At 53.6% G+C, this 15966-nt stretch carries 13 protein-coding genes; 3 read left to right on the top strand and 10 right to left on the bottom strand.

All coding sequences use genetic code 11. From position 1 onward, the window contains the following. Positions 1-47 precede the first annotated feature (47 nt). Both HBA55_RS12565 and HBA55_RS12570 read left to right on the top strand, forming a co-directional pair. Positions 48-437 (top strand): RidA family protein, encoded by a 390-nt coding sequence (locus tag HBA55_RS12565; protein ID WP_166991428.1) that lies wholly within the window; start codon positions 48-50, stop codon positions 435-437. 4 nt (positions 438-441) lie between these two features. After that, positions 442-1362: a LysR family transcriptional regulator gene (locus HBA55_RS12570; protein ID WP_166991431.1), complete on the top strand. Its 921-nt coding sequence runs from the start codon at positions 442-444 to the stop codon at positions 1360-1362. Here the strand turns inward: HBA55_RS12570 and HBA55_RS12575 are convergent. The 8 genes from HBA55_RS12575 to HBA55_RS12610 all read right to left on the bottom strand — a co-directional run bounded on the left by HBA55_RS12575 (position 1343) and on the right by HBA55_RS12610 (position 11253). Next, positions 1343-2476, bottom strand: coding sequence for a DUF819 family protein (locus HBA55_RS12575; RefSeq protein ID WP_166991434.1), 1134 nt, complete (start codon positions 2474-2476; stop codon positions 1343-1345). The two genes, HBA55_RS12570 and HBA55_RS12575, sit on opposite strands and share 20 nt — an antisense overlap. A gap of 78 nt (positions 2477-2554) precedes the next feature. Further along, positions 2555-3745 (bottom strand): mannonate dehydratase, encoded by a 1191-nt coding sequence (uxuA, locus tag HBA55_RS12580; protein WP_166991437.1) that lies wholly within the window; start codon positions 3743-3745, stop codon positions 2555-2557. 60 nt (positions 3746-3805) lie between these two features. Next, positions 3806-5281: an aldehyde dehydrogenase family protein gene (locus HBA55_RS12585; RefSeq protein ID WP_166991440.1), complete on the bottom strand. Its 1476-nt coding sequence runs from the start codon at positions 5279-5281 to the stop codon at positions 3806-3808. An 86-nt stretch (positions 5282-5367) separates the two neighbouring features. Further along, positions 5368-6465 carry a pyridoxal phosphate-dependent aminotransferase gene (locus HBA55_RS12590; RefSeq protein WP_166991443.1) on the bottom strand — a complete coding sequence of 366 codons (1098 nt, stop codon included), beginning with the start codon at positions 6463-6465 and terminating at the stop codon, positions 5368-5370. Positions 6466-6481: 16 nt separating this feature from the next. Then, on the bottom strand, positions 6482-8125 hold the full coding sequence (locus HBA55_RS12595; RefSeq protein ID WP_166991447.1) for a thiamine pyrophosphate-dependent enzyme: 1644 nt from the start codon (positions 8123-8125) through the stop codon (positions 6482-6484). 53 nt (positions 8126-8178) lie between these two features. Then, entirely contained in the window at positions 8179-8448 is a 270-nt protein-coding gene (locus tag HBA55_RS12600) for a hypothetical protein (protein WP_166991450.1), read from the bottom strand. 8 nt (positions 8449-8456) lie between these two features. Then, a complete protein-coding gene (locus HBA55_RS12605; RefSeq protein ID WP_166991452.1) occupies positions 8457-9611 on the bottom strand; it encodes a nitrilase-related carbon-nitrogen hydrolase in 1155 nt (384 codons plus the stop codon). A gap of 58 nt (positions 9612-9669) precedes the next feature. After that, on the bottom strand, positions 9670-11253 hold the full coding sequence (locus tag HBA55_RS12610; RefSeq protein ID WP_166991456.1) for a phytoene desaturase family protein: 1584 nt from the start codon (positions 11251-11253) through the stop codon (positions 9670-9672). A gap of 357 nt (positions 11254-11610) precedes the next feature. Here HBA55_RS12610 and HBA55_RS12615 point away from each other — a divergent pair, with 357 nt between their 5' ends. After that, complete coding sequence (locus HBA55_RS12615) at positions 11611-12342, top strand: FadR/GntR family transcriptional regulator (RefSeq protein ID WP_166991459.1); 732 nt, start codon at positions 11611-11613, stop codon at positions 12340-12342. Here the strand turns inward: HBA55_RS12615 and HBA55_RS12620 are convergent. Both HBA55_RS12620 and HBA55_RS12625 read right to left on the bottom strand, forming a co-directional pair. Beyond that, positions 12339-14096 (bottom strand): ABC transporter ATP-binding protein, encoded by a 1758-nt coding sequence (locus tag HBA55_RS12620; protein ID WP_206019779.1) that lies wholly within the window; start codon positions 14094-14096, stop codon positions 12339-12341. The two genes, HBA55_RS12615 and HBA55_RS12620, sit on opposite strands and share 4 nt — an antisense overlap. Beyond that, positions 14083-15873: an ABC transporter ATP-binding protein gene (locus HBA55_RS12625; protein WP_206019780.1), complete on the bottom strand. Its 1791-nt coding sequence runs from the start codon at positions 15871-15873 to the stop codon at positions 14083-14085. Before HBA55_RS12625 ends, HBA55_RS12620 begins: the two co-directional genes overlap by 14 nt. Between the last annotated feature and the right edge of the window lie 93 nt (positions 15874-15966).

Raw genomic sequence — 15966 nt, forward strand, 5'->3', positions numbered from 1 at the left:
GTAACCCACCAAGCGCCAACTAAAAAATTCCGGGAGAAAACCAAACCATGCAGATTATTCAACCCGAAGGCTGGGCGCAGCCAAAAGGCTATTCCAACGGCATCCTGGCCCAGGGCCAGACTCTATACGTGGGCGGCCAGATCGGCTGGGACGAGAACGAACAATTCCAAAGCGACGACTTCGTAGATCAGGTTCGTCAGACTCTGCTTAACACCGTTGCCATTCTGGAAGCCGGTGGCGCCAGGCCTGAGCATATTACCCGCATGACCTGGTATATCACTGACAAACAGGAATACCTGAGCCGCCTGAAAGAAGTGGGCGCCGTTTATCGTGAAGTGATCGGCCGCAATTTTCCTGTCATGGCGATGGTTCAGGTAGTGGCACTGATGGAGGATCGTGCTAAGGTGGAGATTGAAACCACCGCCGTTATACCCTGAGTTTATGAATCTACGCAGCGTCGACTTAAACCTCCTTACCATCTTCGATGCCATTATGACCGAGCGGAAACTCTCCGCTGCCGCCGACAAGATCGGCATGAGTCAACCTGCCATGAGCGCCGCCCTCGGGCGGCTGCGCATAACCCTGAAAGACGAGCTGTTTCTCCGCACCGGCAGCGGTGTACGCCCCACCCCCAGAGCCCTGGAACTGGAACGCCCGATTCGAGAGATTCTGGACAAAATCTCAGATACCATCGCCCAGACGCAAGAGTTCGACCCCACCAAAAGCGACCGCATCTTTACCCTGGCCTCCATCGATTATGGCGGCATTGCCGTGGTACCTTCGCTGCTGCAAAAGTTGGCCGATCTCCAGACCAGTGTACGCGTCAATATCTGGCCTCAGTACGAAGAAGACCTTAAAGATCTGATGCACTTTGGCAGCGTGGATTTTGCGCTGGACAATATTCCCATTCTGGAAGATGACTATCATGTGGAAACGGTGCGTCAGGAGCCCGGCTATTGCCTGGTACGCAAGGATCACCCCGACATTCGTGATGAGTTAACGCTGGACCAATTTCTGGCTGCTGAGCACGTTGTGCTCTACCCCAAGACCAATCGCATCTCGTTGCTCGACCAACACCTGCTCTCTACCGGGCTGCGTCGTCGCCATGGTATGAAGGTGCCAAGCTTTTTCAATATGCCCTATATCGTGCAAAAGACGAATATGATCTGCGCACTGCCCGAACCGGTGGCGCGGCACTTTGCGGAGTTGTTTGATTTGGCACTCTACCCCGCCCCGGTGGAGGATTGGAAGGCACCGCTGTACCTGATGTGGCATAACAGCCTGCACGGCGAGCCCGGACACCGCTGGCTGCGTGAGATGATTATCGAGTTGTGTCGCGGTTTTAACCCAGCATCCCGCTGATAGACACCCCGATAAAGGTAGCAATGGCGTAGCCAAATATACCGCACATGATGCCCGGCGTCACAAGCTCCCGCCAGTTTCTGGACGTGGCGATGGCGGCGGTAACCGCTGGCCCCACCAAGGCGGCACCGGAGGCAACCACTGTTTCCTCCAGGCCGAACTTAAAGGTACGGGCAAGGGCAAAAGTAACAACAAGGTGAATGACAATAATAAAACTGCCATAAAAGAACAGAACAATCGCGGCACCAAGAAAGGCTGACATATCCGTGCCGGCACCCACCACCGCAAAGAACAGATACATGAGTAGCAGGCCCGTGTCGAATTCGCCTTCAATTCTGTTCATCAATTTTGGGAACAAGTTGGCTATCAGCAGCGTCAAAGCGGTAATAATCAAGAATGTATACTGCTCAAAGCCCGTTTTAGCGGCGACAAACTTCGACACCGTACAAATCAAAAAGCTCAAGGTCAAGGCGCCGGACAAATGAGTCAAGCGAAAGCTTGTGACTTTGCTTTTCAGCGCTACTTTGTTCTCAACACCATCTTCAGTGATAGCGTAGGCAGACTGGAACTGCCGGGTAATCCATTTAATGGAAGGAATCGCCAACAGAATCATCAAGGCGAGAATACTGACAATGCTGCTGGCGCTGATAGCCGTGCTAAACTCGTCCGTACTCATCTCCACCACCTGCGAAACCGCCAGGAAATTTACCGCACCGCCAATGTAACCGCCACTGTAAACGCCAGCCACCTTGGGACCTATTTCACCAAGATCGAATAGATAAAACCCCAGAACTGCGCCTGTTACCGTAGCTGCACTCGCCAGGCAAAAAATAAGCATGACCTTGCCGCTCTCTTTAAAAATCCGGCGCATATCGCTCTTGAATAACAGCAGCGGAATTGCCAGAGGCACCAAAACACCGCCGACAAAATCATAAACCTGGCTTTTGAAGGGAATCACTTGGAAATTGGACAACAACATCGCGCCACAGAGCACCCAAACCACACCGGAGATCTTTCGCCCAATAGACAGTGTATCTATCCAGAAGCCAAGCCAGGCAAGGCCGAATACAACTGTACAAACGGCCAGGACATTATCGGCGGGGACTAACGACATGAACAAATTCTCCAGAGCGTTCAGTTATTATTCGCTGTAACTACAATAGCACCGTGATGCCGAACAACCAATGCTGCCTTATCCTGCACGCAGATTTCCGACGTTTTCCAGCGCATGAATCACGCCTCTGAGTTCTGCTAGACCTTTTAGCCGACCGATCATGGAATAGCCTGGATTGGAATCTTTGCCAATATCGTCAGCCATCAGATGCCCGTGATCGGGTCGCATGGGAATCGCCTGATCTGAGCGACCGCAATCACGTCGGCGTTGCTCTTCCTGCAGGAGAGCCTGAACGATACCCAGCATATCGTTGTCGCCATCCAGATGTTCCGACTCGTAAAAAGAACCATCGGTTTGGCGACGAACGTTTCTCAGGTGCACGAAATGTATGCGACTGGCAAATTCCCTGACCATGGCCACGAGGTCGTTATCGCCTCTGGCGCCGTATGATCCGGCACACAGGGTCAAGCCATTGGCGACACTATCGCTGGCCTTGAGCAGAGCCCGGGCATCGTCTGCAGTGGAAACCACGCGGGGCAAACCAAACAGCGAGAAGGGAGGATCATCCGGGTGAATACACATTCTTACTCCCGCTTTTTCTGCCACCGGAATCACTTCGCGGAGAAACGCAAACAGGTTCTGTCGAAACTCATCATCAGAGACGTTTCTGTACTCATCGATAGCCGTACGAATACCATCCCGGTCAAAGCCGTCCGCACCACCCGGTAAGCCGGCGATGATATTGCTCTCCAGCTGTCGGATTTGTTCCTGGCTCATGGACTCAAAATAGCGGCGGGCACTCTCGATCTGCTCTGCCGTATAGCTGTCGGCGGCGCAGTGGCGCTCCAGAATATACAGATCGTAGGCCACGAAGGCTTCCATGGAGAAACGCAAGGCGTAGCTCTCATTGGGCAGCTTGTACATCAGGTTGGTTCGGGTCCAGTCCACTACCGGCATAAAGTTGTAGCAGACGGCCTTGACTCCCGCCTCACCGAGGTTTTTGAGGGTTTCCTTATAGGCTTCAATGTAATCTTGACAGTGGCTTTTTCGCAGTTTGATATCGTTGTGAACAGGAACGCTTTCCACCACACTCCACACCAGTCCGCGCTCCTCGATCAACTGCTTTCGCTTCAGTATCTCACCCAGCGACCAGGCTGCTCCCACCTCGATATGGTGCAGTGACGTGACCACGCCACTCGCGCCGGACTGAATAATGTTCTCCAGAGAAACGGGGTCCGAAGGACCAAACCAACGCCAGGTTTCCTGCATGAGGATCTCCTTAGGGAAAATAGGTTGTGAGAAAGTCAGGAAGACCTTTTCAAAAACTTGTTAAAGCTTTGCCACCACAGATTTCAACTCGGTATATTGCAGCAGTGAATCGTAGCCATTCTCGCGGCCCCAGCCAGACTGCTTGTAGCCTCCAAAGGGGATTGCCATATCGGGAATACCGTGACAGTTGATCCACAGCAGGCCCGCCTTGATCGCCGCAGCGGTTTTATGGGCTTTGCTGACGTCGCGTGTCCAGACACTGGCGGCCAGACCGTATTCGCTGTCGTTGGCCAATGGGACTATGTCGTCATCGGCACTGAATTTGATCACCGTCAGAACCGGACCGAAGATCTCTTCTTTAACCACACTGTGCGAATGATCGCATTCGGTGAGGATGGTAGGCTCCAGAAAATATCCACCGTCCAGCTCCAAACGACGGCCGCCTGCGGCCAGTACAGCCCCCTCTGTAAGCCCCCGCTCGACCCGATCACAGACCCGGTTGAGATGTCGCTGGGAAATCAGCGGCCCCATATCCAGACCTGCGGTGGTGGCAGGACCTACCTTCATGTCCTGAGCTATCCTGACCAGACCGGACAGCACCTGGTCGTAGACCGACTCCTGGACATACAGCCGGGAACCCGCCACGCACACCTGCCCGGCATTGGAGAAAATCCCCTGTGCCGCGCCGGCAATGGCTTCGTCGAGGTCAGCATCATTAAAAATGATCACCGGGGACTTGCCGCCCAGTTCGAGGGACACCTTTTTCAGATTGCCCTTGGCCGCATCGATAATTTTTCTGCCGACTTCAGTAGAGCCGGTAAAGGACACCTTGTCGACGTCCGCGTGTTCAGCCAATTGCTGACCGACGGTTGACCCCTCGCCCAACAACAGATTAAACACCCCGGCAGGCACACCTGCCTCCATCAGAATCTCACCCATCCGGACGGCCGACAGCGGCGTTTCTTCAGCCGGTTTTAGAATACAACTGCAGCCTGCGGCCAGTGCCGGAGCCACCTTCCAGGCGGCCTGCACCAGCGGGCCGTTCCAGGGCACAATTAAGGCGGCAACACCGATTGGCTCCCGCCGCGTATAAGCGTGAAATTCCTGCCCCGGGATGATCGACAGCTGCTTGGTACTGCCCTCTATTTTGGTACACCAACCCGCGTAGTAGCGAAAACACTCAGCGGCGAAGGGAATCTCCCCTCCCCGCGCGCCGGCAAGTGACTTGCCGGCGTCGAGCATTTCCAGCTCGGCAAGCTCATCAGCATGCTCTTCCAGCAGATCCGCCGCCCGCCACAGAATTTTTGCCCGTTGCGCCGGCGTCATGCCAGTCCATAAGCCAGTGTCGAATGAACGTCTGGCTGCGGCTACCGCCCGCTCGACGTCCTGGTATTGTGCCATGGCCGCCCGACTGATGGTCAGACCGCTGGAGGGATTGATAACATCCGACACCTGCCCTTCATCCGATTCTTGCCAGCGGCCGTCGATCAATAAACGCTGAACTCCTGACAGTCGGTGCTTAACTTCTGGAGACATTGAATAGACTTCGTTCACTTTTACCGCCGATTAAGATATTTTTTGTGGATGCAACCCGCCCCGCGTTTGGTGGATTACGGCTTCGCCTATTCCACCCTACCGGTGGCCATATAATCGGCCAGAGACGCCAGAACTGCTTCATTTTCGTAGTCCAACCCAACCGTAATTCGCAGGAATTTGTCCGAGCCGCCCGTTGGCCGGGGAATGATACCCCTGGATTTCAGGAAGGCATCCGCATCGGAGCCGTTCTTGTCCCCCTCGTCCGGAAACTTCAACAAATAAAAGTTGGCGACGCTCGGGATCATTTCGATTCCAAGCTCTGCTACTGCATTGGAAATTTTTTGTAGCCAGCGATGATTGTGACTGCGAATCATCTCAACGTAGTTGACATCCATGACAGCGGCAGCCGCTGCGGCCAATGCGGGTCCATTGGTATTGAAGGGCGTGCGAATGCGGCCGGCTTCGCCGACGATTTTTTCGGGGCAGTAACACCAGCCGATACGCAGCGAAGGCAATCCGTAAATTTTGGAAAAGGTCCGGGTCATCACCACATTGTCGAATTGATTCACCAGTGCCGATCCATCTTCATAATCCGGCTCGGCGACATATTCCGCGTAGGCGTTGTCAATCAGCAGCAGACAGTTTTGCGGCAATCCGGCATGCAGGCGACGCAGTTCATCACCGCAAATATAGGTCCCCGTGGGGTTGTTGGGGTTGGCGATGGTACAAAAACGGGTCTTGTCAGTGACGCGCTCCAACAGGGCATCCACATCCACCTTGTAGTCACGTTCCGGTGCAACCACCAGCTCCGCCCCTTGCGCAACACTATGGATATTGCTCATGATAAAGCCGTTCTCACTGACCAGAACTTCATCGCCGGGGCTGACATAGGTACGAACCATCAGCTGGATCAACTCATCGGAGCCATTGCCGCAAATGATCTGATCCGGGTTGAGGTCGAAAACAGAACCTATGGCATGACGCAGTTCATACTGACTGCCGTCCGGGTAGCGATTCAGTGATTCGGCCGCCTTACGGTAGGCTTCCAGCGCCGCCGGCGAAGGTCCGTGCGAAGACTCATTGGAAGACAGCTTAATAGGCTCTGCCACACCCTCAAGGGTGCTTTGCCCTTGCACGTACGGAGACAGTTTTAGTACGCCAGGTACGGCTTCTAACTTTGACATAATCAATTCCTGCCTGTTACTTGCACACTTGTTTGCGGTTTTGCGGCATCATCAGGAATGGCCAGGGCGCCGGGAAGAACTCCTGCACATCCACTTCAATGATAGACGGCCCCTTCTGTTCGAATGCGCTGCGAATGGCCTGTCTCAAACTCTCCGGATCACTTGCGGAGAATCCTGCCGCCCCAAAACTCTCCGCCATTTTTACAAAGTCGGGATTGTGCAGGTCCGAACAAATCACGCGGCCATCGAACCATTCTTTTTGCTGGCGCTGAACATTGGTGAAACGGTGGTCGTTAAAGATAATAGTAACCAGTGGCAATTGATATTGAACTGCTGTGGCTAACTCCTGGCAGGTGAACATAAAGCCACCGTCACCACTGACCTGAATCACCTTCTTGTCCATATTGCCGGCCATCACCCCCAGTGCGGTGGCATAACCATAACCCAGGGTGCCCTGGTAACCGGCACTAATGTGCTGGCGCGGTTTGTAAACTGGAAATCCGTACCAGGACACAAAACCCACCTGGGTGACTTCGTCGACAAAAATGCCATCGTCCGGCAGTTCCTTGCGAATCACATCCAGGTAAGCCATCTGCGGACCCACTTTCTCGCGCATCTCGCCATCGATTTGGGCTTTGAGTTCCGACAGTTCCACCTCGCGGCTCGCGGCTGAGAAACCGTCTGTTATCAGTTGCTGATGTAAGGCGTTGAGTACCTTGGCGGAATCTCCCAGGATACCCACCTCGGGCTCGCAGATGCGATTGATCTGTTTCGCATCAATATCCACGCGAATCAGCTTGAGGTCATCGTCTTTGCCCCACATGGTCAGTGGCCAATTCAGGCGCGTGCCTACTGCCACCACAGCGTCGGTCTCACCCCACAACCGATGTCCCATTGGGAAGTTGGCACTGAGGTAGTGATCTGAAGAGACAATACCCTTACCACTGCGGCAAGCCATCACTGGCGCCTGTAGCAGTTCGGCCAGAGCCATCACCTCAGCACTCGCTTCCAGCGCTCCCGAGCCGACAACAATCATTGGCTTTTTGGCCTGTTTCAGAATTTCCGCGGATTCATTCACCAGACTCTGGTCCACCGGCAGACTGGGGTACTCACTCACCGCCGGCAGAATGTCGACTTCAGCCTCCATCGCCATAATATCCATGGGCATTTCCACTTCCACAGGACGAGGGTAGCCAGTGCCCAGCTGTTTGAACGCTTCGCCGATATGGGTCGGCGCATAAGCGGGGTGATCGATGGACTGCGACCACTTGGTGACATGGCTGATCATACCGATCTGATCTTCGATCTCGTGCAGATCGCCATAGCCTTTACCGATGGCCGTGGAGGGAATTTGCCCGGAAATACACAACACGGGCGCATAGTTGGACCAGGCCGTGCACAGTGCGCCGGCGGCGTTCAACAATCCGGGGCCCGGCACCACCGCACAGGTGCCCACTTTACCGGTGGATTTGGCGTAACCGTAGGCCATGTAGGCCGTAGCCTGTTCGTGGCGGGTATGAATCAGACGCAGATCGTCGCCCTCTTTGTACATGGCATCGAACAGGAAATCCAACTGCCCGCCTGGCAGTGCAAATACGGTATCCACGCCGTTTGCGCGCAGAGACTTAATAATGGCCTCGCCACCTGTCATCGTTGTCATAACTTATAAACCTCGAAATTCAATTATTTGTACACGCAGTTTTTAATAGCCTGCTAATGTGCAACACGCTTTCCGGCCTGCGCCTGCTTTTGACTTTTACGGCGTCGGTAGCGAATCAGGAAATAGGGAAAGCCCAACATATACACCCAGAACATAGGCACCTTGATGGCCTTGCCAAGTGCGCTGACCACATCATCAGGGCTTACGTAGACCCTGCTCTGCATAGGCTGATCCGGGTGGCTATGGATAATCAGGTGATCTTTTTTGTATTCGAAGTGACCGAACTCAAAATCGATATCCGCCAGTTTGCTTTTGACTTTCATGGGCTCACCTACGTTTTCTGCAAACGCCCTGTGCTCTGGGCGTAGTCGATGCGTTTTTGCAACAGCTCGGAAACCTCTCCCGGCTCCATCCCTGCAGGCGGAGTAAACTGGCCGCGCTCGTACAGGTTGTTAAAGACCTCTTTGCAGATGGAGATCTTTTCCACCAGTGCCTTAGGGGGTTTGCCCGACGGGAAACGGTTAGGCGGATAAATGGGATTGGTGTACATCTCCCGGAAGCCTTCAGTGCGTACATCCACCCAGCAGTTATGATTGGTACGGGTGCGATAGTGGCGCAACGCCTCGATATCAATGGTCACCGCCAACACCTGCTCAGAGGGATAAGGCGCCTCGCGCAGCAGCATGCCGGTGTAATCAATCGCGAAGGAGTGCCCGGGACAGAATGCCTTCGGATAATAATCGTAGTTTACACTGCCCCAGTTGGAACCCAGCAGATAGCACATATTGTCGTGAGCTCGGGTGCGGCGGGTAAACTTCCAGAAATCCCACGGCTGGGAAACACCCTCGACCTCTTGAATGGCACCGGGATGACAAATGACTTCAGCACCGTTGTAACCCAATGCCCGTGACACCTCAGGTGTGCACCCATCGTGGCAGGTCATGGTGCCCAGCTTGCCAATCTCTGTATCAATAACCGGGAACAGATCTTTGATACTGCCGCCGAAATGTTCGCAGTATTCATCAAAAATATCGTGTGGGCTGGTACCCAGACCCAGCGAGGCATTGATGTGCCACTTGTGGTACTTCAACACCACCTCGCCGGTGGGACCTACGATAAAATTGGTGTTAAACCAGCGATCGGGAAATTCCGGTACCTGCTCAACCACACCGCCACCACAAATATACAGACCGTATTCTTTGGCGATTTCTCCCAGCTGATCAATCTCGGGGCCGGGAATGGTCACGGCTTTTTTCATCTGGTCGCCGATCTTGCTTTCGCCCTTACCGGGCGTACCGACACCCTGCAAAAAATACTCTGGCAGAACCACCAGACGCACCGGCACTTCCCAGTAGTAACCCACACCAAAGTGAATCAGGTTTTTAACCCGATCCAGATTCAGCTGAATACCTTCTTTATCACTGACGACATTCACTTCCGGTTGAATAATCAATGCCGTATAAGGATCAATTCTCTCTCTTGCCATTTTGTAGTCTCTAAGAAAGTCTCTAAAAAAATGTCTTTAATATGTGACTCAATGAGCGTTAGAAGTCGAAATCATCGTCTTCGCTCTTGATGCCCAGGTCGTGCAAAATTTCGTTGGCCGCGATGGTGCCCATTCCGCAGATACCGCCACCGGGATGGCAGGAGGGTCCGGTCATGTAAAAGTTTTTCAGTGGACCGCGATAATCAGCGTAGTTGGGGAATGGTCGGAAAGCGCCCATTTGCGCCAGAGTACGTTCACCACCGGTGGTGACACCGCGGTTAAAACACAGGTTGGCCCTGGCGAGGCTCGGTCCGGTCTCCACATACTCCGCCATAATATTGTCATCGGACATATTGGTGGTGTAGTTGCGCAGCTGCTTTAACAAGGTGTTACGGCAATAGTCCGCCCCAATCTCTTCCCAGTTATCTCCGTTGGCAAGATCCACGGGCACAAAAGTATCCATGATCAATGTGTGCTTGCCGTCCGGAGCCCGGGTCGGGTCCATTCGAGTCCAGGCGGCGGTCCAAAGGAACGGATCACTCGGCGCCTGGCCAGCCGCGATTTCCTGATACTGCTTATCGATATCCGCCACGGTACCGAAAATGCGCTGGAAGGCAGTCTGGTCCATATCCGACCCGCCTTTAAAGCTGGGCGCTTCGTGCAGGGCGTAGTGCACCCGCGCGATAGTGATGTCACCAAACTTAAAGTTGCGCACCATATCCTTGAAGCCGCCCGGCAGCTCGTTATCGTCGAATCCCTTAAGGTAGGTCTGGAATGGATCCAGAGCACTGACCACACCACGGCTCGCCATAATCTCGGTGCCGTCGTGCAATCGAATGCCTTTGCAGCTACCGTTTTCGGTAATAAATTTATTCACCGTCATGCCGGTCATCACCGCACTGCCGTTGGCCTCGATGTAGCGCTTCATGGACTCGGACAACATGCCGCTGCCGCCTTCCGGAATAGACTGTCCAAAGTAATGGATGCTGGGAATCATCACGTAGAAACCGGCCGCGGTTCCCAGTTGGTCCGGCAGCGTCTGGGGCGCCATGGCCCAGCCCAGGATAAACGCGCGTACATGGTCATTTTCAAAATTTTCCAGTGTGAACTGGCGTGAGCTCAACTGGTAGTCCCGCAGGCGCTTCAGGCCTTCAGGGTTGTTTTCCAGTCCTTGATACATATAGCTGGGAGGCGCCGGAGGCGAGAACATGCCCTTAACCACGCCATCCTGAATTTCGCCAAACTCTTCATAGATCTCGCGGTAGCGCTGGGCATCCTTGCGGGAGTATTCCGCGATGGTATCGCAGGTTTTGTCCACGTCCTTGTATACGATAATGCCCTGACCTTCGTACTTGTTGGGGTGACCGGTTATGTGGTCATCGGACCAAATGTATTTCAGCCCATGCTTTTCCAGCTCCGGCTTCAGCTCCTGAAAGTCCGGGTTCAGATGGATCCAAACGTGAGACGATCCAAACGGATCGTGCTTGAAATTGGGCAGAGTCAGCTCTCGCGTGAGGGCGCCGCCGCCAACCCAGTCGTTGCGCTCTGCAACCAGTACTTTCAATCCATTCTTAACCAGTAACGAGGCGCAGATCAGCCCGTTGTGGCCGCCGCCCGCAATGATTACATCGTAATCTGACATTAGTGCTTTACCTCATCTCCTTACCACCACCGTCGAATAGGGACGATTGGTTCGATGTCGTGTGCCCAAAGGCAATTAATGGGATGAATGAAATTTACTAATAATCCCATTAATTGTCAACGGAAGCAGACCAACGACAACCAAATAAAATAGAGAATTTCTGTAGTGCACTGCCCAACTTAACTTATAAGTATCTGTTTTCAAAAGATTTAATTTTGGCAAAATGCCAAATAGGAAATTTCTTTAATTTGAAACCGCCCAAATCAATTAATCCCATTATAATATTCAAAGTGGATCATCAAAGTGGCAAAGGTTAAAATGCGTACATGTGACTAATACACCCAAGGACATCGCCTCATGGCCAATTCCCCCTCCGAAGCCCCCAAGAAGAATACGCGAGGCCAGGTTAATGCCGCAGTCGATACCCTGGGCAGGCGTATTGCCGGCGGTGAATACTCAGAGGGCGAGACACTGCCCATAGAACAGGAGCTGGCCGCCAGCCTGACGGTGGGCAGAAATGCATTAAGGGAGGCCGTAAAGGTACTTTCCGGCAAAGGGCTGATTTCAACGGCGCCCCGAAGCGGCACCAAGGTTCGCCCCCGAGGTGAGTGGAACATGCTGGACCCGGACGTGCTGCGCTGGCATGCCGACCCTGAAATTGCCACGCGGGAATTTATGCTCGACCTGATCGAACTGCGCCGCATTATTGAGCCGAAAGCCGCAGAATTGGCGGCGGTGAGGGCAACCAAAGAAGATGTGGCAGAGATTCTCTCCGCCTATGAAGCCATGGCAAAGAGCGAAGACGATCAGGAGCGCATGGAGACCGATATCGCCTTCCACAGCGCGATTCTCAAAGCGTCACACAATTCCGTGCTGAGTCATTTTAAGTACGCGATCTCCACCTACCTGCGCGCCCACGTCGATGTGGGCGAGAGCCAGCCGCAAGAGGTGGTCAAGGAAGACCTGGAGCGCCATTATCAAATTGCCTGGTCGATCGCCTCCGGGAAAGCCAAATCTGCCTATACCAAAACAGTGGAAATGCTCAACCTAAACCGCAGCCATTTTGAAGAGACTACAGAGAAGCCTTAGGATTCTGACAAGGCATTAAGCAGGCCCGCGTAATGCCCCTGCATGTCGATCAACTCGCTGTGGGATCCACGCTCAATAATCTGCCCTTTCTCCAACACCAGTATCTGATCGGAATGACGAATGGTACTGAGTCGGTGAGCGATGGCGATGACCGTTTTATCCATAAACACATGATCGATGGCCTTTTGAATCAGTCGCTCGGTCACGGAATCCACCGAGCTGGTGGCCTCGTCGAGCAGAACCACCTCGCTGCCGGAAGCCATGGCCCGGGCAAACGCGATCAACTGGCATTGTCCCGCTGACAGATTACCGCCATTGCCCTGCAGCTCAAATTGATACTGTCCTGGCAACTGCTCGATAAACCCGTCCGCATAAACGTAACGGGCAGCATCCCTGACCTGGGCGGCAGAGATATCCTCACGCCCCAACCCGATGTTGAATTCGATTGAGCGGTTGAAAAGAAACACTTCTTGCTGCATCAAAGAGAACAACCGACCGGCCTGCGCCTGGGAGATATCTCGCAGCTCCATACCATTTAGCCGAATGGAGCCGCTGTAGTTATCGTAGGTTTTGGTGAGCAATCGCAGAATTGTGGACTTGCCTGAGCCCGTGCCACCCACCAGGGCAATCTGGCTGCCCTTGTGCAGCTCGAAACTCACACCCTTTAGCACCAGCGGGCCGGACTCGTTATAGCGAAAGCTTACGTCCTCAAACACCAGTGATTCAAATTGTTCCAGTGCTTGAGGCTGTCGCGTCGACATTGGAGAGCTTTGTTTACCCTCTTCCTGCAGTGGCTGCTCATAAATTTCTTCGATATGACCAAACGCGGCCAACGCGCGCTGGATAGAGGCAATTTGCGAAGTAAAATCCCGTATCGGAACAAAAATCCGGTCCAGCGTCTGGGTGAATCCAATCAACACACCATAGGTGATACTGGCCGCCAGGATCTCTTTGGCACCAAACCAGATAATCAATGCCATGGCGATCGTGGTAATACCCTCGATAATGGCAAACAGAGCGGAGTCGTAAAAATTGGATCGCGACTGGGCGTCGTAAAAGCCCTGGGTGTAACCGCCATACTTGTGCTGCACCTGATCCTCCGCCGAATAGAGCTGCACGGTCTTCATCCCGTTGAGGCTCTCCTGCAGATAGCCGGTTCCCTGGGACAAAACCACCCGCCCGCGGGCGTAGGATTCGCGCAGTCGGCGACGCAACATTTCCGTAACCAAGTAGGTGGGCGGCCCCATCACCAACACCATCAGTGCCAGTTTCCAGTTAATAAACGCCAGAAAAATCAGCAGAGCCAGGGTCGTGAGTACATCACGAACCATACTCAACAAACCCTGGGCAAAGGACTCGTTCACCGCTTCCAGATCGCTGGTCAGGCGTGTGAGCGATACACCAATAGGCGTGGTATCAAAATATCGACGCGGAAAGGCCAGAATACGCGCAAACATATCCGCGCGCATATCCCGTAGTGCATGCAATGCTGAAGTCTGCAAAAAATAATTGAACAGCGCATCCGAGAGGTAGTTGCCCAGCAACACCAACAGCAGCAACCCGGACCACCAATACAGTCCGCTGATCTCGCCAGTGACCACCTTGGTATCGATGATATGCATGATCAACCAGGGAAACAGCACACTGCACAGAATGGATAAGGGCACCGCCATGGCCCCCACATACACCTGCCGGCGGTAACACTTCAGGTACCCCCAGAAACGGTGAATCAAATGCAGATCAAACCACTTCATGATTCACCTCCATTTCTCCACCAGCCCGTTGCAGATCCCAGGTTTGCCGGTAGAGCGATGAAGACTCCAGCAACTCCTCATGAGTGCCGCGGGCGACAATCTCTCCCTCATCCAGCACCAATATGTAGTCCACCCGCTCCAGCACACTGGCGCGGTGAGAGACAATCAAAATGCTTTGGCTTTGCATCACTTCGAAGATCTGGTCCAACAGGAATCTTTCGGTTTCATTGTCAACGGCCGACAATACATTATCCAAAATCATCAGCTTGGACGGGGAATACATGGCGCGAGCGAGACTCAGACGCTGTTTTTGCCCGCCGGAAAGCAAAATACCTTTCTCACCCACGAGCGTGTTCTCCCCCTCTGGGAACTGCTGCACCTCATCCAGCAAATCACTCTGGAACAGCACGTCATCCAGCGCCCGATACTCCTGGTCACCAGCGCTGAAACGAATATTGTTGGCCACAGAATCGGAAAACAGAAAGGGCTCCTGGGTGATGGTGCGAACCGCGCTGCGCAAATCCTGGCGCGAAAGCTCGGTAATGTCGTGGCGGTCAATAAAAATACGGTCTCTCTCGATTTCCAGGTGGCGATTGATGCAATTAACCAGCGTACTTTTTCCTGAACCCACCTGCCCAAGAATCCCCAGGGTTTGCCCCGGTCGGATCTCAAAACTGATGTTCTTTAGGGTTGGCTGTTGTTGCCCTGGATAGGTATAAGACAGATTCCGCACCTTAACCGCACAGCTAAACAGATTGTCGCGCTCCTCCTCCGGCAGGTGGCGCGTATCCTGGGCCGGCAAGTCGCGATCCAGAATCTTGCGCAGGCTCTCAATGCTGAGCATACCGGTCTGGAACGATGAAAAGATCATCGCCATGGAGAAAAACGGCATGGCCAGCAGCGTGGCGTAGGCCAAAAACGCCACCAGCTCACCCAGAGACAGCTCGGACTGAATCACATACAGCCCGCCCACCGCCAGTATCAGCACCTTCATAATACGATCGGTGTAGCCCAGAATCGGCAATACCAGTGTCCGGATCCTGGCCAGCTGAATCGAGCGTTTGAGTAACACCTCGTTGCCTTCGGCGAAAGAGGCTTTCGCCCAGGGCTGGACCTGATAAGACTTGATAACTTCAATCCCCGACATCAGCTCAACAGAACGCGTGGAAAGGTCCTGCAACTCCACCATGCGCTGCTTCATCATACGCCGCATCTTGCCGATGGCACGGTGGGAAATCAGAAACGTAACCACCACGGGCACCATGCAGTAGAGCGTGAGCTCAGGCGAAAGCTCCCACATTTTGTAGGGGGTTAATGACAGCGCAAAACTGATATTAAACACCTGCAGCATTACCACCCCTGCCAGCGCGCGAATACCATTGATATCGTTATTGACAATAGAAATCAGGCTGCCGGTTTCGTACTGCTGGTAAAAATCCCGCTGCAGGCGGGTCAGCTTGCCAAAGGCATCATTTTTGAGGTCTCTTTCGATGGCTCGGCCGGGGTTAAAGAACAACATCCGCGAAAGAGTTCGGGCCCCCATCATGGTCACGGCCAGCACAACGATCAATCCGATGGTGGTTGTAAACTGGTCCTGATGCTGCTCCAGGGAATCCTTAAGCAGGTCAATAGCCGTACCGATATGCCGGGGAATACTCACTGCCAGCCAATTGGTGGCCAGCAACATAAAAATGCCCAATCCGTAGGACAGTTTGTGCTGGTAGACGTAGTTTAGGAAAAACCGCCAGTTGGTGTCGCGCGCAGGGTGATTCGACAAGCTAAATCCAGTGCTTTGTGGTGAAAAGGGGTCATTGAGAGAGGTGCTATGGTACCTTTTTTGCACCCTGTTGCGCTACACTGCCTGGCACCT

Origin of the sequence: Pseudomaricurvus alkylphenolicus (assembly GCF_011683955.1) — a bacterium.
Classification (GTDB): domain Bacteria; phylum Pseudomonadota; class Gammaproteobacteria; order Pseudomonadales; family Cellvibrionaceae; genus Pseudomaricurvus; species Pseudomaricurvus alkylphenolicus.